Source organism: Gorillibacterium sp. CAU 1737, assembly GCF_039888655.1.
Classification (GTDB): Bacteria; Bacillota; Bacilli; order Paenibacillales; family NBRC-103111; genus Gorillibacterium.
Genome location: NZ_JBDQQO010000011.1, coordinates 1 through 23,030, shown reverse-complemented (window position 1 = coordinate 23,030; position 23,030 = coordinate 1). Strand labels below are relative to the sequence as shown.

The 23,030-nt window shown below is 53.8% G+C and carries 20 protein-coding genes and 1 rRNA gene; 16 read left to right on the top strand and 5 right to left on the bottom strand.

Features of this window, described 5'->3' with window-relative positions:
• The first annotated feature begins 37 nt into the window (after nt 1–37).
• The 6 genes from panB (at nt 38) to AAFN83_RS18990 (ending at nt 6,619) form a co-directional block, all read left to right on the top strand.
• Nucleotides 38–952, top strand: coding sequence for a 3-methyl-2-oxobutanoate hydroxymethyltransferase (panB, locus tag AAFN83_RS19015; protein ID WP_347772294.1), 915 nt, complete (start codon nt 38–40; stop codon nt 950–952).
• 28 nt (nt 953–980) lie between these two features.
• Nucleotides 981–1,886 (top strand): pantoate--beta-alanine ligase, encoded by a 906-nt coding sequence (panC, locus tag AAFN83_RS19010; protein ID WP_347772292.1) that lies wholly within the window; start codon nt 981–983, stop codon nt 1,884–1,886.
• A gap of 5 nt (nt 1,887–1,891) precedes the next feature.
• Nucleotides 1,892–2,278: an aspartate 1-decarboxylase gene (gene panD, locus AAFN83_RS19005; RefSeq protein ID WP_347772290.1), complete on the top strand. Its 387-nt coding sequence runs from the start codon at nt 1,892–1,894 to the stop codon at nt 2,276–2,278.
• A 122-nt stretch (nt 2,279–2,400) separates the two neighbouring features.
• Nucleotides 2,401–3,036 carry a tetratricopeptide repeat protein gene (locus tag AAFN83_RS19000; protein WP_347772288.1) on the top strand — a complete coding sequence of 212 codons (636 nt, stop codon included), beginning with the start codon at nt 2,401–2,403 and terminating at the stop codon, nt 3,034–3,036.
• A gap of 98 nt (nt 3,037–3,134) precedes the next feature.
• The gene (gene dinG / locus AAFN83_RS18995) at nt 3,135–5,996 is read left to right on the top strand and encodes an ATP-dependent DNA helicase DinG (RefSeq protein ID WP_347772286.1); all 2,862 of its coding nucleotides are present in this window, start codon (nt 3,135–3,137) and stop codon (nt 5,994–5,996) included.
• The gene (locus tag AAFN83_RS18990; protein ID WP_347772284.1) at nt 5,993–6,619 is read left to right on the top strand and encodes a redox-sensing transcriptional repressor Rex; all 627 of its coding nucleotides are present in this window, start codon (nt 5,993–5,995) and stop codon (nt 6,617–6,619) included. The genes dinG and AAFN83_RS18990 overlap by 4 nt, the downstream gene beginning before the upstream one ends.
• A gap of 87 nt (nt 6,620–6,706) precedes the next feature.
• Here the strand turns inward: AAFN83_RS18990 and AAFN83_RS18985 are convergent, their stop codons facing one another.
• Nucleotides 6,707–7,324, bottom strand: a complete 618-nt coding sequence (locus tag AAFN83_RS18985; RefSeq protein WP_347772282.1) for a DUF47 domain-containing protein — start codon at nt 7,322–7,324, stop codon at nt 6,707–6,709.
• A gap of 209 nt (nt 7,325–7,533) precedes the next feature.
• Here AAFN83_RS18985 and AAFN83_RS18980 point away from each other — a divergent pair, with 209 nt between their 5' ends.
• The 8 genes from AAFN83_RS18980 to AAFN83_RS18945 all read left to right on the top strand — a co-directional run bounded on the left by AAFN83_RS18980 (nt 7,534) and on the right by AAFN83_RS18945 (nt 16,104).
• Nucleotides 7,534–8,838: an amidohydrolase gene (locus tag AAFN83_RS18980; protein WP_347772280.1), complete on the top strand. Its 1,305-nt coding sequence runs from the start codon at nt 7,534–7,536 to the stop codon at nt 8,836–8,838.
• A gap of 47 nt (nt 8,839–8,885) precedes the next feature.
• A complete protein-coding gene (locus tag AAFN83_RS18975; protein WP_347772278.1) occupies nt 8,886–9,368 on the top strand; it encodes a cell wall elongation regulator TseB-like domain-containing protein in 483 nt (160 codons plus the stop codon).
• A gap of 135 nt (nt 9,369–9,503) precedes the next feature.
• On the top strand, nt 9,504–10,037 hold the full coding sequence (locus AAFN83_RS18970) for a hypothetical protein (protein WP_347772276.1): 534 nt from the start codon (nt 9,504–9,506) through the stop codon (nt 10,035–10,037).
• Nucleotides 10,030–11,532, top strand: coding sequence for an AAA family ATPase (locus AAFN83_RS18965; protein WP_347772274.1), 1,503 nt, complete (start codon nt 10,030–10,032; stop codon nt 11,530–11,532). Before AAFN83_RS18970 ends, AAFN83_RS18965 begins: the two co-directional genes overlap by 8 nt.
• A 264-nt stretch (nt 11,533–11,796) precedes the next feature.
• Entirely contained in the window at nt 11,797–12,669 is an 873-nt protein-coding gene (locus AAFN83_RS18960) for a 3-hydroxyacyl-CoA dehydrogenase family protein (RefSeq protein ID WP_347772272.1), read from the top strand.
• Nucleotides 12,666–13,868 carry an acetate/propionate family kinase gene (locus AAFN83_RS18955; RefSeq protein ID WP_347772270.1) on the top strand — a complete coding sequence of 401 codons (1,203 nt, stop codon included), beginning with the start codon at nt 12,666–12,668 and terminating at the stop codon, nt 13,866–13,868. Before AAFN83_RS18960 ends, AAFN83_RS18955 begins: the two co-directional genes overlap by 4 nt.
• A 241-nt stretch (nt 13,869–14,109) precedes the next feature.
• Complete coding sequence (gene asnS / locus AAFN83_RS18950; protein WP_347772268.1) at nt 14,110–15,405, top strand: asparagine--tRNA ligase; 1,296 nt, start codon at nt 14,110–14,112, stop codon at nt 15,403–15,405.
• A gap of 18 nt (nt 15,406–15,423) precedes the next feature.
• The gene (locus tag AAFN83_RS18945; RefSeq protein WP_347772266.1) at nt 15,424–16,104 is read left to right on the top strand and encodes a DnaD domain protein; all 681 of its coding nucleotides are present in this window, start codon (nt 15,424–15,426) and stop codon (nt 16,102–16,104) included.
• A 189-nt stretch (nt 16,105–16,293) separates the two neighbouring features.
• Here the strand turns inward: AAFN83_RS18945 and proC are convergent, their stop codons facing one another.
• From proC to AAFN83_RS18925, 4 genes are all read right to left on the bottom strand, one after another.
• Entirely contained in the window at nt 16,294–17,163 is an 870-nt protein-coding gene (gene proC / locus AAFN83_RS18940) for a pyrroline-5-carboxylate reductase (protein WP_347772264.1), read from the bottom strand.
• 58 nt (nt 17,164–17,221) lie between these two features.
• Nucleotides 17,222–18,478: a glutamate-5-semialdehyde dehydrogenase gene (locus tag AAFN83_RS18935; protein WP_347772262.1), complete on the bottom strand. Its 1,257-nt coding sequence runs from the start codon at nt 18,476–18,478 to the stop codon at nt 17,222–17,224.
• 30 nt (nt 18,479–18,508) lie between these two features.
• Complete coding sequence (gene proB / locus AAFN83_RS18930; RefSeq protein ID WP_347772260.1) at nt 18,509–19,606, bottom strand: glutamate 5-kinase; 1,098 nt, start codon at nt 19,604–19,606, stop codon at nt 18,509–18,511.
• Between the two features lie 319 nt (nt 19,607–19,925).
• Nucleotides 19,926–20,945, bottom strand: a complete 1,020-nt coding sequence (locus AAFN83_RS18925) for a stalk domain-containing protein (protein ID WP_347772258.1) — start codon at nt 20,943–20,945, stop codon at nt 19,926–19,928.
• Between the two features lie 495 nt (nt 20,946–21,440).
• Between AAFN83_RS18925 and AAFN83_RS18920 the strand changes: the two genes are divergently transcribed.
• Nucleotides 21,441–22,403 (top strand): DUF4349 domain-containing protein, encoded by a 963-nt coding sequence (locus AAFN83_RS18920; protein WP_347772256.1) that lies wholly within the window; start codon nt 21,441–21,443, stop codon nt 22,401–22,403.
• Between the two features lie 411 nt (nt 22,404–22,814).
• A 16S ribosomal RNA gene (locus AAFN83_RS18915) occupies nt 22,815–23,030 on the top strand; the annotation flags it as partial.

The following is a 23,030-nucleotide window of genomic DNA, read 5'->3' as shown; positions in this document are numbered from 1 at the left end:
TTGATGCCCGGCGAACCGTACAGGGAGGAATTTTGAAATGGCAGACCGCAAACCAATGACTACGCTTAAACTAAGAAAAATGAAGGAAGAAGGAACGCCGATCGTCATGGTGACGGCTTATGACTACCCGTCGGCCATGCTGGCAGATGAAGCGGGAGCCGACATGATACTGGTCGGGGACTCCCTCGGCAATGTCGTCCTGGGGTATGACTCGACGATTCCGGTCACCTTACAAGATATGATCCATCACAGCCGCGCCGTTAATCGAGGAACGAAGAACGCCTTCGTGGTAACCGATCTGCCGTTCATGACCTATCACGGCAGTCTGGATGTGACGCTGGCGAACGTCGCTCGCATCATGCAGGAGGGCGGCAGCAAGGCCGTCAAGCTGGAGGGCGGACGCGAGATCGCTCCTGCCGTAGACGCCATCGTCAAGGCGGGCGTTCCCGTCATCGGCCATGTTGGGCTTACGCCGCAATCGGTGCATATGCTGGGCGGCTATCGCGTACAGGGGAAGAATGATGCGCAAGTGGCGAAGCTGCGCGATGACGTCGCGGCCTTGGAGCAAGCGGGCGCTACCGCCATCGTCCTAGAGCTTGTAACGGACGAGCTGGCGGCAGAAATATCGCGCAGCCTATCCGTGCCGACGATCGGGATTGGGTCTGGAGCGGGCTGCGACGGACAGGTACTCGTGTACCATGACCTGCTGCAATACGAAGCTCATCCGATCGCGAAGCGATTTGTGAAAACCTATGCTTCGATCGGCGAGGAAGTCCGCAACGCCATCTCGGCGTATGCCCACGATGTCCGCACTCGCCAGTATCCGGGTCCTGAGCATGCCTTCAAGGCGACCAAGCCCGCCGAAGCGGAAAAGGCGTCGGGTTCGACTGCCGCGGGCGCCGAAGCCTCGTCAGGCGAGGAACCTGCGGTGCTGTACGGAGCGGGAAAGTAATTGTCGATCGACTAAAGGGGGTTCCACCATGCAAGTCTATACAACCATTCGCGAGCTGCGCGAAGCCTTGGAGGAAAAACGCAGGGAAGGAAAACGGATCGGCCTCGTACCGACCATGGGCTTCCTGCATGCCGGACATGCCAGCCTTCTGGAGCGTGCTCGCCGGGAGAGTGATACAGTCGTCCTCAGCATCTTCGTGAATCCGACCCAATTTGGTCCGAATGAAGACCTGGATCGCTATCCGCGCGACCCGGAGGGAGATCTGAGATTGGCCCGGGATAACGGAGTGGACTATGTGTTCATGCCGGAGCCAAGCGAGATGTACCCTCGCCCATCGGCCACCGGGATTGCGGTATCCGGCATCACCAGCGTGCTATGCGGAGCTTCCCGTCCCGGGCATTTTGACGGCGTGGCCCTCGTTGTGAGCAAGCTGTTTCACATCGTGAAGCCCCACCGGGCCTACTTTGGCATGAAGGACGCTCAACAGGTTGCCGTCATCACGCGCATGGTGGAAGACCTCAATCTGGATGTGGAGATCGTTCCCTGTCCCATCGTACGCGAGGACAGCGGGCTCGCTCTCTCTTCACGAAATGTGTATTTGTCCGATGAGGAGAAGCGTCAAGCACTCGTCCTGTCGGAATCCCTCAGCCGCTCGCCGATTTGGCTGCAGGAGGCTGGCGGAGATGCGTTGGCCCTTCAGAAGCAAATCGCAGAGCATATCGCTAAAACACCGCTTGCGGACATCGATTACGTGCAAGTGCTGACGTATCCGGATCTGGAACGGCCGACGACCGCGGCTGCGGCGAAGAGTGCGTGGATCATCGCCCTTGCCGTCCGCTTTGGCAAAACGCGGCTGATCGACAATCGTCTCTTGTCCCTTGAAGAGCTTGCTCTAGCTGCACCTCCCATCCCGCAAGGCACGAAAGGAGTATGAACCGTATGTTTCGAACCATGATGAAATCCAAGCTGCACCGGGCAACGGTTACGGAGGCGAACCTCCACTATGTCGGGAGCATTACCATCGATGAAGACCTGCTGGACCTCGCGGATCTGTACCCGAATGAGAAGGTGCAAATCGTGAATAACAACAACGGGGCGCGGCTTGAAACCTATATCATTCCAGGATCGAGAGGATCTGGCGTTGTTTGCTTGAACGGAGCTGCCGCCCGACTCGTTCAACCGGGAGACAAAGTGATCATCATCTCTTATGCCATGATGACGGATGAAGAAGCGAAGAAACTTACGCCGAAGGTGGTTATCCTCGATGAGCAGAATCGCCCGGTAACGGCCACCTACAAGGAAGAACCGGCTACCGTTTTGCTGTAAGCAAACCGTTAAAAAAATCGGCAAACGAGCCGTTTATGCCCGCCGTCGATCCGGTATGAAACCTTCTCCCCCGACACAAAATGAACGTACCGCTAGAGGTGATGACGGGGGGGACGGACGACATGTTCAAGGAGTTGTTCGCCAGCATGAATGAAGCGCTGGACGGCATCTTGACGGATTACGCGGATGCGAACGAATCGGAGTTTGTGGATCTGGGCCGACAGCTTCGGCAATTAAAGTCCATGAGCGACAGTTGTCTGGAGGAATGGCTGCAGTTTGAGGAACGACTCGCGAGCTGCCGCACTTTGATGGGGGAGGAAGAGGTCTTCCCGGAACCCGCTTCATGCCTTGCTGTTGGTTCCTCCGAGGAGACCGAATTCGAACAGCCTCCTGAATCGGAACATTTTGGTAAGGGGCAGGGATACTACAAGCTGTCCATGTTTTCGGAAGCAGCTCAGTCGTTTGAACGGCTGATCTCCGATTATCCCGATTTCATCCACGGCCGTGTTTACTTGGCTATGGCGTATCTTCGACTGGGGGAGCTCGAGGATGCATATCGTCATTTCAAGTGGCTGGTGCCCATGACGAACAATGCAAGGCTGAAAGCCATTTCCTACAGCGCCATGGGTTGTATCCAAATTCAACATCAAAATCTTGATCAAGCATATCGCTACTTCAAGCTGGCGGATCAAACCGACTCATCCTGCATGGAGCCCATGCTGTGGATGAAAGAATTTTGGCCTTATCGCAGGACATGATGTCCTGCTTTTTCTTTTGAATAAAGAACAATTGTTTGGTATGCTTAAAGCAGAGTGGAAAACCCGCTTTTGCATAAGGAAGGATTTGATCGGCCGGAATGAAATTCGCGGTTTTGGATTTTGAAACTACCGGAGGCCAGCCTGCCGATTCCATCATTCAGGTTGGTCTTGTTATTATAGAGAACGAACAGATTGTGGACCGGTATTCGACTTTGGTTCGGCCGGAGATGGCGATCCCCCCCTTTATTACGTCGCTTACCGGGATCGACGATGCCATGGTTGCAGAGGCACCTCCCATTGAACAAGTCATTGGGGAGATGCAGCCCTATTTGCAGGACAGTGTGCTGGTTGCCCATAACGCCGGGTTTGACTATGCGTTTCTCCAACGGGCGTTGGAGGACAGCGGCTACTTCAAGTTCAGCGGGATGGTCCTGGATACGCTGGATATGGCCCGCATTTGCTTCCCAACGGTTCCAAGCCTCGCGCTTGGAAATCTATGTGAAACGCTGTCCATCCCGCATGAGCGCCCGCACCAGGCCGATTCGGATGCGGAAGCGACCGCTCTCCTCTGGCTGAAGTGCCTGAATCGGTTTCAGGAGCTGCCCTTGCTTACGGTTCAACGGATCGCCTCCATTTTCCGGGATGATCCGTCTGACTTCGCTTGGTTTATCGATCAGGAAGCGGCCCGCAAGGAACGGTCTACGGCTCTTGATCCCGATGCTTCGGAGTACTTCCGGCAATTTGCGCTTGCCGTCAAGGATTGGGGGACAGAGCCGTTTGAGCGGGATGAAGCGGAGGCCAAGCGGCTTCTCGGATTGTCGTTTCCCGACTTCTACGAGAAGATCAAGGAGGCGCTTAAGGAACGGTTTGCGGTCTTTGAGGAGCGTCCGGCTCAGGACCAGATGACGGAAGAAGTCGCCTCCGCCTTTGAGGATAGTTCTCATTTGCTGGTGGAAGCCGGGACCGGGACAGGCAAATCACTGGGCTATCTATTGCCTGCCCTTTATTATGGCATTCGCGAAGAGAAAAAAGTCATCGTCAGCACGCACACCATCAACCTGCAGGAGCAGCTGCGGCAGAGAGACCTCCCGTTATTGCAGGATATCTTCCCCGTCGACTTCCGGGTCGCTCTTCTGAAAGGGCGGAGTCATTACCTGTGTCTGCGCAAGTATGAGCAGAAACTCACCTATGCGGAATATGAGCATGGCCGAGAAGATCGCCTCATGGCCGCGCAGATGGTTACGTGGTTGACGGACTCCGAACGGGGAGAGGACGAAGAGCTGCACTTTGGACGCAACGGCTTGGACTTCTGGCGTTCCGTCTCAAGCGATGCGGACTCTTGCTTGAACCGCAGTTGTCCCTGGTTCAAGAAATGCTTTTACCATCGGGCGCGATCCGATGCGTCGGAAGCGGACCTCATCATCACGAATCACTCGCTACTCTTTACCGATATTAAGGCGGAGCATCGGATTCTCCCGGGCTTCAAACACCTTGTGGTAGACGAAGCGCACAACTTTGAGGAAGTTGCCGTGAAGCACCTGGGTACCGAGATCTCGTGGTACTCTTATGTGAACGCCATCACGCAACTGTTTCGAGATGGACGCTCCGGGCAGCTGCCATTTGTCCGAAACCGGCTGCTTCACGCGGACGATGTGCCCCGGGAAAAGGCAGGAGCTTGGGTGGAAGCGATCGACGACCTGCAGCCTGCCCTTCTGGACATCCGCGAACGCTGGGACGAGCTGGCAGGACTGTTGTATGAAAGCCTCGCCCATTCCGGCGGGGATGCCACGGAGGGGCCGCTTACGAAGCGCATTCCCGAGAGTCCAAAGCCCATAGGCTGGGGAACACTCCTGGACCGGGAAGAGGAGCTTTATGCCCGACTGAGCTCCGTCCTCAAAACGCTCGATAAGCTGCTCCTCGAAATGAAGGAGCAAGAAGAAGTGATGGACCTTCAAGGGCTCGTCACCAACATGGGCGGAAGCGTCAAGGAGCTGTACCGGCATCGGGATGCGGTTCGTTTCTTCCTGAAGCAGGCGGACTCGAACTATGTGTACTGGATGGAAGGGGCCGCACAGCAGAAGGTAAAATCCCTCCAGCTGATGGCTGTTCCCGTCGATGTGAGCTACCTGCTCCGCGATGCTTTCTTCAGTGTGAAGGACAGTGTCATCTTGACCTCCGCTACCTTGTCAGTAGGCAAAACCTTCGACTATATCACCGATCAGCTCGGCCTTCGCAAGTCGGCTGAGGAGAACCGGCTGCGTACGGTCATGCTGCCTTCTCCCTTCCAGTACCGCAAGCAGGCGCTCATGATCATCCCGCGAAACTTTCCGGTGATGAAGGGCATTCGCGGCGAAGAAGAGTTTACCGCAGCGCTGACGGATTCACTCGCGGATGTAGCCAAGGCGATGGAAGGGCGCATGCTCGTGCTGTTCACCTCTTATCGCATGCTGCGCCAGGTGCACAGTGTGTTGAAGGAACGGTTGACCCCGGAGGGGATTCAAGTGCTCGGGCAGGGCATCGACAGCACGAGCCGAAGCAAGTTAGTTCGCCTCTTCCAAGGCTCGGGCACGAGCATTCTGCTGGGCACGAGCAGCTTCTGGGAGGGTGTCGACATCCCAGGAGACGCCCTGAGCTGCCTCGCCATCGTTCGCCTGCCCTTCCAGCCGCCGAATCATCCGGTGGTGGAGGCGAAGAGCGAGCGGATCAAGGAAGCGGGCGGGAATCCCTTTATGAAGCTGTCTGTCCCGCAAGCGGTCATCCGCTTTAAGCAGGGCTTCGGGAGGCTCGTGCGGACGACGAAGGACAAAGGCGTTGTGTTGGTATACGATACTCGCATTCTGGAAACGTATTATGGGAAGCATTTTCTGTATTCACTGCCGGGTCCGAAGATCGAGCACATGAATGTCCATCAGCTGGTTCCGCGCATACACGAATGGATGGAAGGGGAAGAAGAAGCATGAAGACGACGACAGAGAAAATATCGGAAGCGGTGGTTCGCCGGCTTCCCGTGTACTTGCGTTACTTGACCGAGCTGCTCACCAATGGCGTTCAGACCGTATCCTCCCAGGATCTCGGCCGACGTCTCGACCTCAACCCGGCTCAGATTCGCAAGGACCTCGCCTACTTTGGAGATTTCGGCAAGAAGGGCATCGGCTACGACGTCGAGTACCTGATCGAGAAGATCCGTCAGATCCTCAAGCTGGATCGCGACATCGCGGTCGCCCTTGTGGGTGCCGGGAACCTCGGGAAGGCCCTCAGCAATTACAACGTCTACCTGAACGACAACATGCGCATCGTCGCATTGTTTGACTCTCATCCTTCCACCGTTGGCACGCACATCAATAACCTGGCCGTGCAGCCAATGGAGGAAATGAGCGATTCGGTCAAGCAGCTTCACGTTCGCGTCGGGATCATCACCGTTCCGGGATCGGAAGCCCAAAAGGTGGCGGATGACCTTGTTCAAGCCGGGGTGGAAGCGATCCTGTCGTTTGCACCTGCCATCATCAAGGTGAAGGAAGGCGTTCGCGTTCATTACGCAGACTTCACCACCGAGCTGCAGAGCTTGGCCTTCTATCTGGAATAGACCCACCCACAGCATGCAAAAAAGGCTATCTCGTCCGGAGTTGTTTCCGGGAGGTAGCCTTTCTTTTGCAAAAGATGGGTTAAGCGATTAAGCGTAACGAAGAATGATGCTGTCAAGAATGTTAGCCACACGCTCGCAAGCGTCGGTTGCTTCTTCGAGCCGCTCGTACACTTCCTTGATCTTGAAGTCGCTGTACGGATCGGTTGGCGAGATGAAGATGTGGCGGATGCCTTCGCGAAGCAGGCGGTCGCCTTCATTTTCCAGGCTGTTGATGATGACCGTGTGCTCGCTGATCTGATTGTACTTCTTCTTAGACAGAAGCTTCAGCGCTTCAACGATGTGCTCGCAGGCGCTGACGATTACTTCGGAGAATTTCAACATATACTCGTCAGATTTCTCGATGTTCAAGTAATCAAAACGAGCCGATGTTTCTTCAATGTAGTCGATGACATCGTCCATCTTGTTGGCCAGGTCCATGATATCTTCACGGTCGAGCGGAGTGATGAACACCTTGTTCAAGCCGCGGTAGATGATATGCGAGATGTTATCGCCTTTGTGTTCCAGGTCCTTGAGCTGATCGATGTAGGTTACGGGAGGCTTGGCCCCGCTCATCGCTTCGCGGAACAGCTTGGCCGCTACCAGGGTGTTTTCAGCGGCTTCCTGAAGCAACCCGAAAAAGTCCGTATCGCTTTTCTTTTGAAACATGTGCCTTTGCTCCTTTTTTGACTAGAAAATGGAACCCTTGTGCCAGGATGGACGAGCTTGAGATTCCTAATTGTAAAGGTAACATAAACGTTCGGCCCTGCGCAATGCATCCCGTTTACAATTGCATGGACAATCCCTCGGCTTGCCTTGCTTTTGACGGGTTCGCGTTGTACATTGGGAAGGAAGCCTCATGGAAAGGATTCGGTGGAATGAAACGGATACTCGTGAAAAATGGACTTTTTCTAACGGGGAGCGAACAAGCTCCTGTTCTTCATGGCTCCATGATCGTCGAAGGCGATCGCATTGCTTATTTGGGAGAATCAGTGCCCGCCGAGGAGCTGGCGAAGGGCTTTGATGAGACGGTGGATGGTAAGCATCGTCTGTATATGCCGGGCCTAGTCAATACTCATGGGCACGCTGCCATGTCTCTCCTGCGAGGAGTAGGCGATGATCTGGCCTTGCAGGTTTGGCTGGAGGAGAAAATGTGGCCGAACGAAGCTCGTTTTACAGCAGAGGATATTCGCGTCGGCTCGCTTTTGTCGATCGTGGAGATGCTCAAGTTCGGCACGACCGCGTTCGTCGATATGTACGACCATATGGATGAGGTCGCAAGAGCGGTGGAGCAGTCGGGAATGCGCGGCTGCCTGGCTCGCGGCGTCATCGGGCTATGCCCGCCGGATGTTCAGGACGCCAAGCTGCAGGAGGCCATTCGCTTCGCCAGGGAATGGAACGGAGCGGCAAACGGCCGGATCACCACCATGATCTCGCCGCATGCTCCGTATACCTGCCCGCCGGATTACATTCTGCGCTTTGTCGAAGCCTCGCATGAGCTCGGCCTTCCGATTCATACGCACATGTCGGAGACGGCCCGCGAGGTTGCCCAAAATGAACAGGAATACGGGCTCCGGCCGGTGGAACACCTGGAGAAGCTCGGCGTGTTTGACCGCCCCAGCCTGGTGGCGCACGGCGTTCACCTGAATGAGCGGGAAATTGAGATTCTCGCTCGCCATGATGTGCGCGTCTCGCACAATCCGGGAAGCAACCTGAAGCTGGCAAGCGGCATCGCCCCCGTGCCGGAGCTGCTTCGAGCCGGCGTCAAGGTATCGCTTGGCACGGACGGTCCGGCCAGCAACAACAACCTTGACCTGTTCGAGGAAATGCGGCTTGCTGCGCTCCTTCACAAAGGAACAAGCGGAGACCCGACGGCTGTGCCTGCCGTGACGGCGTTCCACATGGCAACCTCCATGGGAGCGGAGTCCATCTGGCTGAAAGACACGGGCGTCTTGGAAGCAGGCCGGAAGGCGGACTTCATCGCCCTGGACATCGACCAGCCTCACTTTGAACCGGCCTCGAACTACCTTTCGCACGTCGTCTATTCCGCATCCGCCAAAGATGTGACGGACGTGTGGGTGGACGGGGTGCAGCTCGTTTGCGGCGGAGAATGCTTGACCCTGGATGAAGAGAAGATCAAAGCCGAGTTCCGTCTTCGCTATGCGAAGCTGATGCAGGGCTGATGGAGCTTCGGATATCGAGAAGGAGTCGTTCGGGAAGGCGGACCGGATTGAAAATCTCCTTGATCGTGATCGCGGCTGTCCTGCTTCTGTTGGTTCTCGCTTATCGATTTTATCTTTCGATCCAATCCGATATCTGGGATGAAGAAAAGGTCGCCATTGCAACAGCCAAGAGCCAAACCTCACTCCAGAGCGTGACGCAGGTGGATCCCTTTGTCGGGGATGTGCCGATGATGGTCGTCCAAGGAACCGATTCAGAGGGGCGGAACATCTTCGTCTGGGTTTCGGGTGACCAAACCCATACCGAGTATGCGGACAACGGGATTACCAAGGAGAGCGTCCGCACTCAAACCCTGGAGCAGAATCCCGGAGCTGAGCTCATGCGGATTGTCCCAGGCGTCTACAATGACGAGTATGCCTGGCAGTCTTTCTATCGGGTAAAAGGAGAAGATGGGAAGAAGCGGCTTTATTACAGCTTTTATCGATTTACCGACGGCAAGCTGCTGGATCGCTGGCTCTTGTCCCTGCAATAACTAGTTGTTCAGAGAATCCCTGGAGAGGTTTCCGGGGATTTTTTCTGTTTTCTACGTGAAAAAGCCAGCAATCAGTATATACATGTGATATACTATTATCTATCATCATAATATATACAAGAGAGGCGGACGTGAATGAAGCTCAAAGTGTTGCCAATTCTGATCGCATTGCTAACTTCCGGCACCCTTCTCTTCGGCGGATGGTTTATGTATCGCAGCTATGCGATGGAGAATCCCTTGAAGGAGATTATCCAGCAGAATGCCGGAGTGGAGCAGGCACAAGTCGCCATTACCAATCAACAGGTTGTTGTCTCCCTGCAGTTGACCAACGGGGCAAGTCTCCGAGCCATAGATGAATCCATTCGCAAGGATGGAGAGGCCTATTTGAAAGGAAAAGAACTCAAGCTGCAGATTACCAGCAACAGCACGAGCGAGCTCGAAGATTGGTGGTCAAATTCCCTTTTCGGGGTAGCTCAAGCCATGGATACGAAGCAATATGCGGAGATTCCGCAGCTACTGAAGAATGAAGCCAAGACGCTTCCCGGTTTGGATGTTCAAACCGAGATGGATTCCACCTCGGTCTACGTTCGACTGAGTGACGGGACTCACAGCAAGTATGTCATTCTGCCGCGAACGCCGGCGACGGTGGGGGTGTGGCCAAATGAGTAAGCTTTGGAAAGAGCTCGTCGTTGGAACCTTGATCTCTGTTCTTGTCTTCCTGGCTTTTATCGGAGTAAACATCGTTCCGTTTCTGACGCTGGCGGTACTTGTCTCGGCATTCTTCCTATTTGCAAGACCGAAGGGCGGGGCCATTGCAGCCACCGTAGAACGTAAATCGAAGCCTCGCACGCCGTCTTACTTGACGTTTGACGACATCGGCGGACAGGATCGTGCCAAGAACGAGCTCAAGGAAGCACTCGACTTCCTCATTCGTCATGACGAGATTAAGAAGTTCGGGATTCGGCCTTTGAAGGGAATTTTGCTTGAAGGACCTCCCGGAACCGGGAAAACGCTCATGGCCAAGGCAGCGGCTCATTATACGAATTCCGTCTTTGTGTCGGCTTCGGGGAGCGAGTTTGTGGAGATGTATGTTGGAGTCGGCGCGAGCCGCGTGCGCGACTTGTTTAAGGATGCCCGAACCCGCGCACAGAAGGAAAACAAGGACAGCGCCATCGTCTTCATCGACGAAATTGACGTCATTGGCGGCAAGCGGGACGGCGGACAGCATCGCGAATACGATCAGACGCTGAACCAGCTGCTGACCGAGATGGATGGGATTCATACTTCCGAGACGCCGCGGGTTTTCATCATGGCGGCAACTAACCGCAAGGAGATGCTGGACAGCGCTTTGCTTCGCCCTGGCCGGTTCGACCGTCAGATTCAGGTCGACCTGCCGGACAAGAAGGGACGCTTGCACATTCTGAGCATTCATGCGAAGAATAAACCGCTTGCGCTTAATGTCGATCTGGAAAAGGTAGCAGAGGAGTCGTATCATTTTTCGGGTGCCCAATTGGAGAGCCTGATGAATGAGGCGGCGGTCTATGCCATGCGGGAAGACAGCGATGTGATTGAGCATCGCCATCTGTCGGCAGCCGTCGATAAGGTTCTGATGGGGGAACGCTCCGACCGGGAAAGCACCAAGCAGGAGCGGGAACGGGTAGCCTTGCACGAATTGGGCCATGCCATCATGGCGGAAGCCGTGAAGCCCGGATCCGTGTCCCAGGTTGCGCTCAGCCCGCGCGGACAAGCGCTCGGCTATGTACGTCACAACCCGCAGGACGATCAATATCTCTACACCAAGCAGGAGCTGGAGCACCGGATCATGGTTGCACTTGGCGGTGCCGTAGCCGAGGAGATGTTCTATGGCGGCCGCAGCACCGGCTCTCGAAATGACTTCGAGCAAGTGTTGAACCTGGTCAAGATGATGATGGATTCCGGATTGACAGATCTTGGCATCGTAGATCGCGCGATGGTAACCCAGGAAGAGTTGATGAAGGAGAATGACCATATCATCCGTGAGCTTACGGCCACAACCCGTGAGCTTCTGGAGCGCAATCGTCCGGTGTTCCTTCAGTCGCTGGACATTCTGGTCAAGGAAGAAGTACTGTCGGGCGACCAGTTCCGCAGCCTTCTCGAACGAATTACCCAAAAGACGACAGCTTGAAGCAGCTGTCGTCTTTTTTTATTCCTTTCGACCAGGGAGGACGCAGAAGGTGCATACTACCCATTGAATGATAAGGGAACGTGAAGGGCCAAACTGGGGAGAGAAACGGTGGCTTTTTTGTGAAGCGAGGCGAAAAGCGTGGAAAAAGGGTGAAAATTTTGCGAAAACCATGTATCATTTAAGATGTTGTGTTTTGCATGCTTGGCGTGCAAGACTGATCGGCATTTCCTTTTCAAGATTATAATAAAGCGGGTGGGAGATCCTATGAAGTTTAGCAAAATCGGTTTAGTCGGCGTCGGCACGGTCGGACAAGGCATCGCGGAGATGCTGGCGAAGAGCGGCCTCGACGTCTACATGCTTGAGCATTCAGATGAAAAACTCGATAACGCCATCGCAGCCATCAGCAATGGCTTGGACAAGCAAATTGAGAAATGGGGCATCACCAATTCCGAGAAGAAATTGATCCTCGGCCATCTGCGCAAGGCGGAATCGCTGGAGAGCCTCGCATCGTGTCAACTCGTCATTGAGAGCACCACGGAAGATCTCGATAACAAGAAGGCCATCATTCGCAAGCTTGACGAGGCGTGTGCTCCCGATGTAGTCATCGCCAGCACGACCTCGACGCTCAGCTTGTCGGAGCTGGCTACGGTGTGTACCCATCCGGAACGCGTCATCGGCATGCACTTCCTGATTCCGATGACGGAGATCGACGTAGTGGAGGTCGTTCGCGGCATCCGCACCTCGGATGAAACGATCAACGCTGCCCGCATCTTCCTGGAAGAAACGCTCCACAAGAAGGGAATTCAAGTGCAAGAATCCCCGGGTCTCGTGACCACGCGCCTGATCTGCACGCTGATTAACGAAGCCGTAGCTGTTTTGGCCGAAGGCATCGCAACGGCCGAAGACATTGATGCTTCCATGCGGGACGGCTACGACTTGAAATACGGACCGCTCGAAATGTGCGACCGGTTTGGCCTGGATTCGACTCATGCGGCACTGAACCGGATGTTCAAGGAATATGGCGAACTGAAATATCGCCCCAATTACCTGCTGAAGAAGATGGTTCGCGCCGGACAACTCGGCGTGAAGACCGGTGAAGGGTTCTTCCGCTATAACAAGGATGGTGTTCGTCAATGAAGGTACTTGTAATTAACTCGGGAAGCTCTTCCCTCAAATACCAGCTGTATGATATGACCACGGAAGCCGTTCTCGCCAAGGGTCTTGTCGAACGGATCGGGATGGATTCGTCCATCCTCACCCATAAGCCGACCGGCAAGGAATCCGTCACGGAAGTGAGCGAAATCCTCGAACATAACATGGCGATCCGCAAGGTGCTGGACAAGCTGACGGACAAGGTATGCGGCGTGTTGGAGTCGATCGAAGAGATCGACGCGATCGGCCACCGTGTCGTTCACGGAGGCGAAACCTTCAAGCAGTCGGCTCTGGTGGATGGCGATGCCAAGCACGAGATCCGCAAGCTCATCGACCTGGCTCCTCTGCACAACCCGGCAGCCATGATGGGGATTAACGCTTCGGAAGCCAACATGCCAGGTGTTCCGCAAGTGGTGGTTTTCGATACGGCTTTCCACCAAACGATGCCGGAAAAATCGTACCTCTACCCGATTCCGCGCGTGCTCTATAACAAATACAAGGTTCGCCGCTATGGCGCACACGGTACTTCTCATGCTTACGTGAGTGAGAAAGCAGCTGAGTATTTGGGCAAGCCGATCGAATCCCTGAAGATCATCACCTGTCACATCGGCAACGGTGCAAGCCTCACGGCAGTTGACGGCGGGATCTCGGTGGATACTTCCATGGGCATGACCCCGCTGGAAGGCCTCATGATGGGGACCCGCAGCGGCGACCTGGATCCGGCTATCGTTCCGTTCGTCATGAACAAGGAAGACCTGACGGTGAACGAAGTCAATTCCATGTTGAACAAGCACAGCGGACTGCTCGCCATCTCCGGCACTTCGAGCGACATGCGTGATATTACCGATGGCATGCAAGCGGGCGAACCGAATGCCACCCTTGCATTCGAAATGTATGAATATCGTCTGCGCAAATACGTCGGTGCTTATGCAGCGGCTATGAACGGCGTGGACGTCATCGTGTTCACGGCGGGTATTGGGGAAAACTCCATCATCGTTCGCGAGAAGGTTTGTGAAAACCTGACCTACCTCGGTGTTGAGCTCGACAAATCGTTGAACGCCATTCGTTCGGATGATCCGCGCCGCATCTCCACGGAGAATTCCAAGGTGGAAGTCCTCGTCATTCCGACGAACGAAGAGCTCATGATCGCTCGGGATACCTTCCGAATCGTCAGCGAGCAATAGGCTGAATGTTCGGGTCAAGCGACTGCATCTTCGCTCGACAGACCGAGACGAGACGTCCAGACCGATTCCTCCGGAATCGGTCTTTCTTTGGCGCGAAGGGATTGAATAAGCATTCATCAGTGCGTGGAAGCGTCGAAGCAGTAGCAGAATAGTGGCCCGGCGTGCAAACCGAGCTTCGATTCGGTACAATGAAGCCATCTGTGCCCATGGATAGGAACGGGGAAAGAAGAAGGAGGACATTATGGCAGCAAAAAGCACGATCAGCGAAGTAAAGCATCATGTCGGACAAGAAGTCCGAATCGGCTGCTGGCTGAACAACAAGCGGTCCAGCGGTAAAATTCAATTCCTTCAACTGCGCGATGGATCCGGCTACATTCAAGCCGTCGTCGTGAAGAGCGAAGTGTCGGAGGACGTGTGGAATGACGCCAAGTCCTTGACGCAAGAGAGCTCGCTCTATGTAACGGGTATCGTACGAGAAGACGAACGAAGCCAAAGCGGCTTCGAGCTCAGCGTCACCGGAGTTGAAATCATTCAGGTCACGACGGATTACCCCATCACGCCAAAGGAGCACGGTGTTGATTTCCTTATGGATCACCGTCATCTTTGGCTGCGCAGCACTCGTCAACGCGCCGTGCTGATTATCCGTGCCCAAATCATTCGTTCAGTTCAACAGTTCTTTGACGAGCGCGGCTTTAAACTCGTGGACCCGCCGATCTTGACGCCTTCCTCCTGTGAGGGCACGACGGAGCTCTTCCATACGAAGTATTTTGAAGAAGATGCTTTCCTTACCCAAAGCGGGCAGTTGTATATGGAAGCCGCTGCCATGGCTCTTGGCAAAGTATACTCCTTCGGCCCAACCTTCCGCGCTGAGAAGTCCAAGACTCGCCGCCACTTGATCGAGTTCTGGATGATCGAGCCGGAGATGGCGTTCACGGATCTCTTCGAAAGCCTGGAGGTTCAAGAGCAATTCGTTTCTTATGTGGTTCAATCTGTCGTAGCCAACTGCCGCCGCGAGCTGGAAACGCTCGAACGCGACATCTCCAAGCTGGAGAAGATTCAAGCCCCGTTCCCGCGCATCACGTATGATGAGGCGATTGAATACTTGAATGCCAACGGCTTTGAGGTTCCGTGGGGTGAAGATTTCGGTGCTCCGCACGAAACGGCCATCGCAGAACGTTACGAACAGCCGGTCTTCATTACCCATTACCCGACTGGCATCAAAGCCTTCTACATGAAGCCGGATCCGAATCGTCCGGAAGTGGTGCTTTGCGCCGATATGATTGCCCCGGAAGGCTATGGGGAAATCATCGGCGGAAGCCAGCGGATTGATGATCCGGAACTGATGGAGCAGCGCTTCAAAGAGCATGAGCTGTCCGATGAAGCTTATCAATGGTACATGGACCTGCGCAAATACGGAACGGTTCCCCACTCGGGCTTCGGTCTTGGCCTGGAGCGCACCGTCGCCTGGATTTGCGGACTCGATCACGTTCGGGAAACGATTCCGTTCCCGCGCCTGCTTTATCGCCTCTATCCCTGATCTAAGGGAGATGATTGCATGAAAGGAACCAAAGCCTCCTCGGGGAAAGCCTTCGAGGAAGGACTGAAGGCGGGCCTCTCCATCACACGATTAGAGGTGCCAACCCTGTTTCTGACCGGTTATCGCGAGTTGGGCTTAAGCGACACGGAAGCGATGCTGCTCCTCCAACTCATGACGTATTTGGACAAGGAAGCCAACGACTTTCCAACACCTGATGAGTTGGGTATGCGGATGTCTGCGACGCCGGAATCGATTATCGGCGGACTGGCTCGCTTGATTAAGAATGACTGGCTGACCATCGAAGAAGGAATCGAGCGTCCGTCTGGAATTCGCTTTGAGCGGTATAGCCTGGACCCGCTCTACGCCAAGCTGGCTGCATGGTGGCGCAAGCGAATAGAGGAAGAAGAGGCGTCCACCTCTGCTGCCTCTCCTCCAGAGACGGGCCAAAACCTCTTCCTCATCTTCGAGAAGGAGTTTGCCCGACCGCTGACACCGATGGAACTGGAGATGATCTCCGGATGGCTTGATCAGGATCGATTCCCGGAGGATTTGATTCTTGCGGCGCTCAAGGAAGCGGTGTTCGCCGGAAAGGTTCATTTCCGATATATCGATCGTATCCTGCTGGAGTGGCAGCGAAATCGAGTGCTGACCGTCGAGCAGGCGAAGGAGCATCGCCAGAAATTCCGCGGACGTTCTTGAAGCCGATGAGTGAACAACAGTCCGCTTTACGGATAGCGAAGAGGCACGATGATTCGCATCAGAAAGCATAAAAAAGCACCCCATGGGGTGCTTTTTTATTTTGAACAATGCCTTCCTATGGGTCTTACCAATGGGGAAGAGGGGGCTACAGGAAAAAATGAAGGCTGCATACTCAAAACTGCCGCTCCTTCAGGGCAAGAGTTCTGCAGCGGAAGAGTTGATGGTCTCTCCAATTTCACGGGAACGTTCCGCGCAGCGAAGAACGGCTTGCTCAATTCCTTCCTGAAAGGAATGACGGGCCAGCGTTTCAAGAGCGGCCTGTGTTGTTCCATTTGGGGATGTCACCTTTCGACGCAGCACCTCAGGAGCTTCACCCGTCTGACGGAGCATGGAGGCTGCGCCCAGCAAGGTGCTGATCGCAAGCTCTTTGGCAGATTCCGAACGGAGTCCGCCCTTTACCCCGCCGGAGACGAGTGCTTCCGCGAAGGCATAGACGTAGGCTGGCCCGCTTCCGGATATGCCGGTGAGAATATGAAGCTGATCTTCTTCGGTAAGCACCGTGTCTCCAATTGCCTGGAAGATGTCGAGCGTCGTTTGCTGGAGCAGGCTTGGCATATCGTGACTGAAGCTGATGCCCGTCATGCCGAGGCCGATGGAAGAGGAAGTATTGGGCATCGTTCTTGCGACGGGAAGGGCTTCACTGCCCACCAGGTGGCGAATGACCTTGATGGACAGCCCGGCAATAACGGAGACGAGCAATTGATCTTCGTGGAAGACACCGCGGTAAGCAGCGAGTGCCTTCGGAGCATCAACGGGCTTCATGGCTACGACGACAACATCAGCTTTTGCCGCCAGCTCGCGTATACGATCGGGATCCTGCTCGGTCGCTACTCCATAAGCGTTATGAAGGTGCTCCAGTTTTTCCTTGTTGGAGCGATTCGTCACCGTGATTGTAGCAGACAGCGCAGGGTATGTGCTCACAAGACCTCGAATAATGGCTTCTGCCATCGATCCGGCGCCAAGAAATAAAATGCGTTGGGTGGTGAGTGCAGCGCTCATGGTTCGTCCTCCTAGGAAAAGGACCCTCGCGATGGAGGGTCCGGCGTGGTTGGGTTTCTTACTCGCGAATTTGCCCGCTTCCATATACGTAATACTTGGTCGTGGTCAGAGCGGGCAAGCCCATCGGACCGCGAGCATGGAGCTTTTGGGTGCTGATGCCGATTTCGGCACCAAAACCGAATTCAAAGCCGTCTGTGAAGCGAGTTGAGGCGTTTTGATAGACCGCCGCTGCATCCACCTCCAGCATGAATTTGCGGGCGTGCTCGGCATTTTCGGTCACGATGCATTCGGAGTGCTGGGTTCCGTATTGATTGATGTGCGCAATCGCGGTCTCCAGATCGGGAACAATGCGAATGTTTAAGATGTAGTCATTGTACTCTGTGGCAAAATCCTGTTCCGAGACCGGCTTGGTGTTAGCCAAGTCTCCGATCAGATCAAGCGTCTCCGGGCACCCGCGCAGCTCCACATTGGCGCTGAGCAGCTTTTCGGCTACTACTCGTAAGTGAGAGGAGGCGAACTCCCGGTGAACGAGCAACGTTTCCATCGAATTGCAGACGGAAGGACGCTGAACCTTTGCATTAAAGGACAGGTTGACCGCCTTTTGCGGATCAGCACTGTCATCCAAGTACGTATGGCAGATGCCCGCTCCGGTTTCGATAACGGGAACGGTGGCATTTTCCACCACATGACGGATAAGTGAGGCCCCACCTCGTGGAATCAGAACATCCAAAATACCCTTGAGCTTCAGCATCTCGGTGACGGAGGCACGATCTGGGTTTTCAATCAGTTGGATGGCATCCTCCGGTACCTTGGTGGTAGATAGGGCATCACGAAGAACTTCCACGAGCTTGCGGTTGGAGGAGAGAGCGTCCGATCCACCGCGTAAAAGGACCGCATTGCCCGATTTTAGGCAGAGTCCGGCTGCATCGACGGTTACATTGGGGCGGGATTCATAGATGATGCCGATCAGACCGAGGGGGACTCGAACCTTACGAATTAATAGGCCGTTGGGCCGTTCGATCTCTTCAAGCAAATCGCCGATTGGATCTTCCAATTGGGTGACCTGGCGAAGTCCTTCAGCCATGGCTTCAATCCGTTTGTCCGTGAGCGTCAAGCGCTCGATGAAAGAGGTGAGGAGGCCGGAAGCTTTCGCCTTTTCGATGTCGATCCGGTTGGCATCCATCAATTCTTCCTTACGGGCGATCAACTCGTCCGCCATGCGCGTGAGCGCTTCGTCTTTCTGGGCGCGCGTGAGCGCGTTCAGTGCGACGGTCGTCCGCTTGGCGGCTTGCGCTTTGGCCAGCACTTCACTCATGGAGAGCCCTCCTTCTTCGATTTAGTAGTGTTAACCAAATGGCATCCATTCATCCCGATGAATGACTTCCATTCGAGAGACTTCTACGCGCTTTGCCACTTCTTCCGTGGACAACCCTGCTGTGACATGCAACTGCCACGAGGCGTAATTGACGATCCCGCGTCCGATAATCCGTTGGGCCGCATTCTGGACCTCCACGACATCGCCTGGTTCGAACTGGCCGGCCACTTCAACAATGCCGGCGGGGAGCAAGCTCTTGCCTCCCGTTAAGAGGGCCGCTTCGGCTCCTCCATCTACTACAATATAACCTTGAGGGAGCGAATGGAAGCCAACCCATTGTTTTTTTGATGAAACTGTATGGCTAGCCGTATCGAAATAGGTGCCCTTGCCGATGCCTTCCTTGGCAAGCAACAAGTCCCCCGGCTCCCGCACGCGTCCTACGAAGACCGGAACGCCACCTCGGGTAGCGACCTGAGCAGCGTCAATCTTCGAGCGCATCCCCCCGGTGCCCACGGAGGAGCCGGAACCGCCAGCCATCCCCAGGAGCTCGGCTGAAATGTGCTCAATCCGTTCAAAGCGTTTCGCGTCCGGATCTTTTCGCGGGTCTGCCGTGTACAGGCCGTCGGTGTCGGTTAAGATGATGAGCTGCTGCGCTTTGGTCAGGTTGGCGACGAGCGCGGACAGCATGTCGTTGTCACCGAATTTCAGCTCATTAACGGAGACGGTATCGTTTTCATTGATGATTGGAATGATCCGATGCTTCAACAGCTCATCAATGGTCATCAGCGCATTATGATGGCGGAGACGGTTGGAGAAGTCCGAGCGGGTCAGCAGAATCTGCGCAACCCCGATACTGTATTCCGCAAAGGCTTCCTGATAGGCTTGCATGAGAAGCGCTTGGCCGACAGCGGCTGCTGCTTGCTTCTCGTGCAGGTGTTTGGGGCGTTTGCGATAGCCAATTTCGGTAAAGCCCGCAGCCACCGCTCCGGAAGTGACGAGCAAGGGCTGAACACCGGTTTGGTGCAGGGCAGCCAGTTCCGACGCGAAAAAGTGAATTTTGTTCCGATTCAGCCCGCCTTCATCCGAGGTGAGCGAGCTGCTGCCGATTTTGACGACATAGCGATGCATGAGTGTATCCCTTCTTATCCAGTTCGGAATGATGAACAGCAGTGCTCCAGCAATCAATATGAAAAAAACTTCCGCCGCAATGACGAAAGTCCGGAGCTTCTCTGGCTGCTCGAGGAGGTAAACTCCAGGTCTTCTTGCACGGCTCCTTCCGTACACGATATGACTCTCTTGCGCATGGCGGAGTTTCATTAAGGATAGCATGTGGCAAAAGGCTTTGTAAAGAAATTCGGCTATTCACCAGTTCGGTCTTTGCGGTGGATGCTGAATAGAAAAAGACTGCCCAGAAGTAGCTTCTGGACAGTCTTTAAAGGTGCCGTGATTATTGAAGGCTGAAGTAGATGAAGCGATCGTTGTACTCCAGGTCGGAGTCAGCGCGTTGAAGGATGAAGTAGTTCGTCTCATTTTTGTAAACCGTGATGAGAATTTTGCCGGTCGCTTCATAAGACTTGCTATCACCCGGCACGACTTTCGAAGTAGGCAGCTTGTACACAAGGTCTGAAATTACACGGGACAAAGAGCCGTCGAAGCCGTAATCAGTTGCGCCAATGATCGACTTGGAAGTAGGCGTTTTTACGCCCCAGGCATAAGGCTTGTACGAGGATAGGTAAGATACGCCGGTTGCAGAAGAAGATGTACCTTTCTTTACCGTAGCATTAGCGACCTTGAGGTTGACCGTCAGCATGCGGTACTCGACATCATTATCGGAAGTCGGCTTTTTGAAACCGAGCTTCACGATATCATCAACGGAGATCGGCTCCACTTTATTGATCGTAAACGTGTAGTCAGCGGTCGTCGAGTCGGAGTCTTTGTAATGGTAATAATCGTTGAAGGTAAAAGAGCGGCCCAGGCCAATCGGGTCCTTGATAGTACCATTGTTGCTGCTGGCAGGACCTGGATTGGACGTTTCGGCAGGCTTCGGCGTCGACGTCGGTTGTACAGGCTCCGGTGTGCTTGCAGGTGCCGGGGTATTAGCAGGTGCTGGTGTGTTTGCAGGAGCCGGCGTGTTCGCCGGGGTACCCGGGTCTTCAAAGCTGTTGTCTTGTGTTCCTTGACCCGAAGAGATGATAACCGATTGGGTTGCTCCATCCCACGTTACCGCACCGCCCAACGCTTCCGCAAGCGGCTTCGCTGGAACATATGTATGACCGTTGTACATGATGGGATCCATCGATCCCGTGCTGTCCGCCAGCACCAGTGTCTTGCCGTCTACCTTGATCTTGACGGCTGGATTTTGAATGGCGCTGATCTTTTTCGCAACGCTTGCGCCGTAAGCTCCTGTTGCGGCTCCAATACTCAAAGCCCCAACCATTAAACCGATAAGCAATTTCTTCGACTTCATGAAAACCCCTCCTATTGCAATAAATGTGACACTTCCATATTTCAACATAAGTCTATATGACAAAATATGATAGAACAATTCAAAAATCGCGGAGTTCGGGAAGTTATCACATTTTCAAACTAAGATTTACGGTAAAATACCATATATGCCCAAGGAATAAAGGGAGCCGCATTGAAAAATATCAATGGATATCGTACGTGAAGCCATTATTGCAACCCTACCAATGTCATGTGATTGTGATTGAAGGAATTTTAACGAAACTACGAAGTTTTTCGATGATTATGTGATGTTTTTTATTGAACAATCTCAAAAAATATGAACTCTGATCATAAATCCTGTAGTTTCGTCTATCAAAGTGTGTTTGTTGTAGCTTTTTTACTATACAAGATGTAGGCCTCTGGAAACAGAACGCAAGGGAATCTGTAACATTTGGAGGATTGCCAGCGTCTGGTAAATGAATATGGTTGCTTCTATATAAAAAGGGGGACTCAAGAAATGGCATGGAAACGGGTGAGATTGCTTTTGGCAGTTGGGTGTTTGATTGCCGTTTTGGTCGGCTGCAGTGCGAACAAATCCGATTCAGCCGCAGGATCGTATGAAGCGGAGACCGCTGCCGCAAAACCTCAGGCAGTAGGAAGCACAACGGGGAATGAGTCTGCTCCTATTACGGGAGCATTGACAGAAGGGGCTCAGTTCAGTTCGTCTGCCGACAAGAAGGTCGGCGGCTTACAGGCGGAGATTGAACCAACTGCAGCCATGAATCGGAAGCTGATCTACCGTGCCAACCTCTCGCTGGTTGTGAAGGAATATACGGAAGCTCAGGCGGAGATTCGATCGATCGTAGCCGGCTCTGGAGGGTACATCCTTACATTCACAGAAGAAGAGCGCTCCGGGGTGTGGTCTGGACAATTTACGGCAAAGGTTCCCTCGAAGGGATTGAACGACCTGTTAGCCAAGCTCGATCAAATTCCCACGATCAAGAAAAACAGAAGCGTCGAAGGGACAGATGTTTCGGAGGAGTATGTAGACCTGGAAGCTCGATTAAAGGTAAAGGAAGCGACGGAAGCGCGATTGCTGGAATTCCTGGCAAAAGCAAATCAGACAGACGACCTCGTCAAATTTGTTGATCAACTGGATCAGGTACAAGCAGAAATTGAGCAAGCAAAGGGAAAAATGAAGTACATCGATCAGAATGTAGCCCTTTCAACTGTTGATATCGATCTATCCGAAAAGAAAGCGGCTGTTACTTCACAAGTGGAGAAAAAGACGCTTGGGGCTAGCATCAAGCGAGCGTTCGGGCTCTCCATTGGATGGGTTGGCGCTTTCCTGCGCGGACTGCTCATCTTCATCGTAGCAGCTATTCCAATCGTCACCATCCTTGCTGTAGCTGCTTCACCCGGCTACTTTATATGGAGAAAGATAAAGAAAACGGGCTCGAAGAGAGATCAAACTCCCTGATTTGCTTGCTCAGCAGGCCTGCGCTTTCCGCGCAGGCCTGCTTTGTTTATAGATTTCAAAAAAGGCTTGCAAATGATAGTTGTCCGTGATATAGTATAAATCCGGTCAGCGAAATCGACAAGATTTTGAAGGATTCGACAGAATTCGATAAAAAGTTGTTGACAACCTGATAGGAAAGCAGTAAGATATAAGAGTTGCTTTGCAAGAGGCGACAAAATAAAGGTTGACATCGCATGAATCGATATGGTATGATAAATACCCAGTCGAAAGAAAGTCGATGCCGACTGACAATGGTCCTTTGAAAACTGAACAACGAGTGGTAAGGACGCAGAATTCGGACTTCGGTTCGAAAGACGCACAAACAAACACGCAAGTGTTAAGTAATGAGCTTAATGAAACGATCTATAAACTTTTATGGAGAGTTTGATCCTGGCTCAGGACGAACGCTGGCGGCGTGCCTAATACATGCAAGTCGAGCGGAGTTTGTCTGATTCTTCGGATGAAGATAAGCTTAGCGGCGGACGGGTGAGTAACACGTAGGCAACCTGCCCTCAAGACCGGGATAACCTTCGGAAACGAAAGCTAAGACCGGATACGTTCTTTCTGCCGCATGGTGGGAAGAAGAAA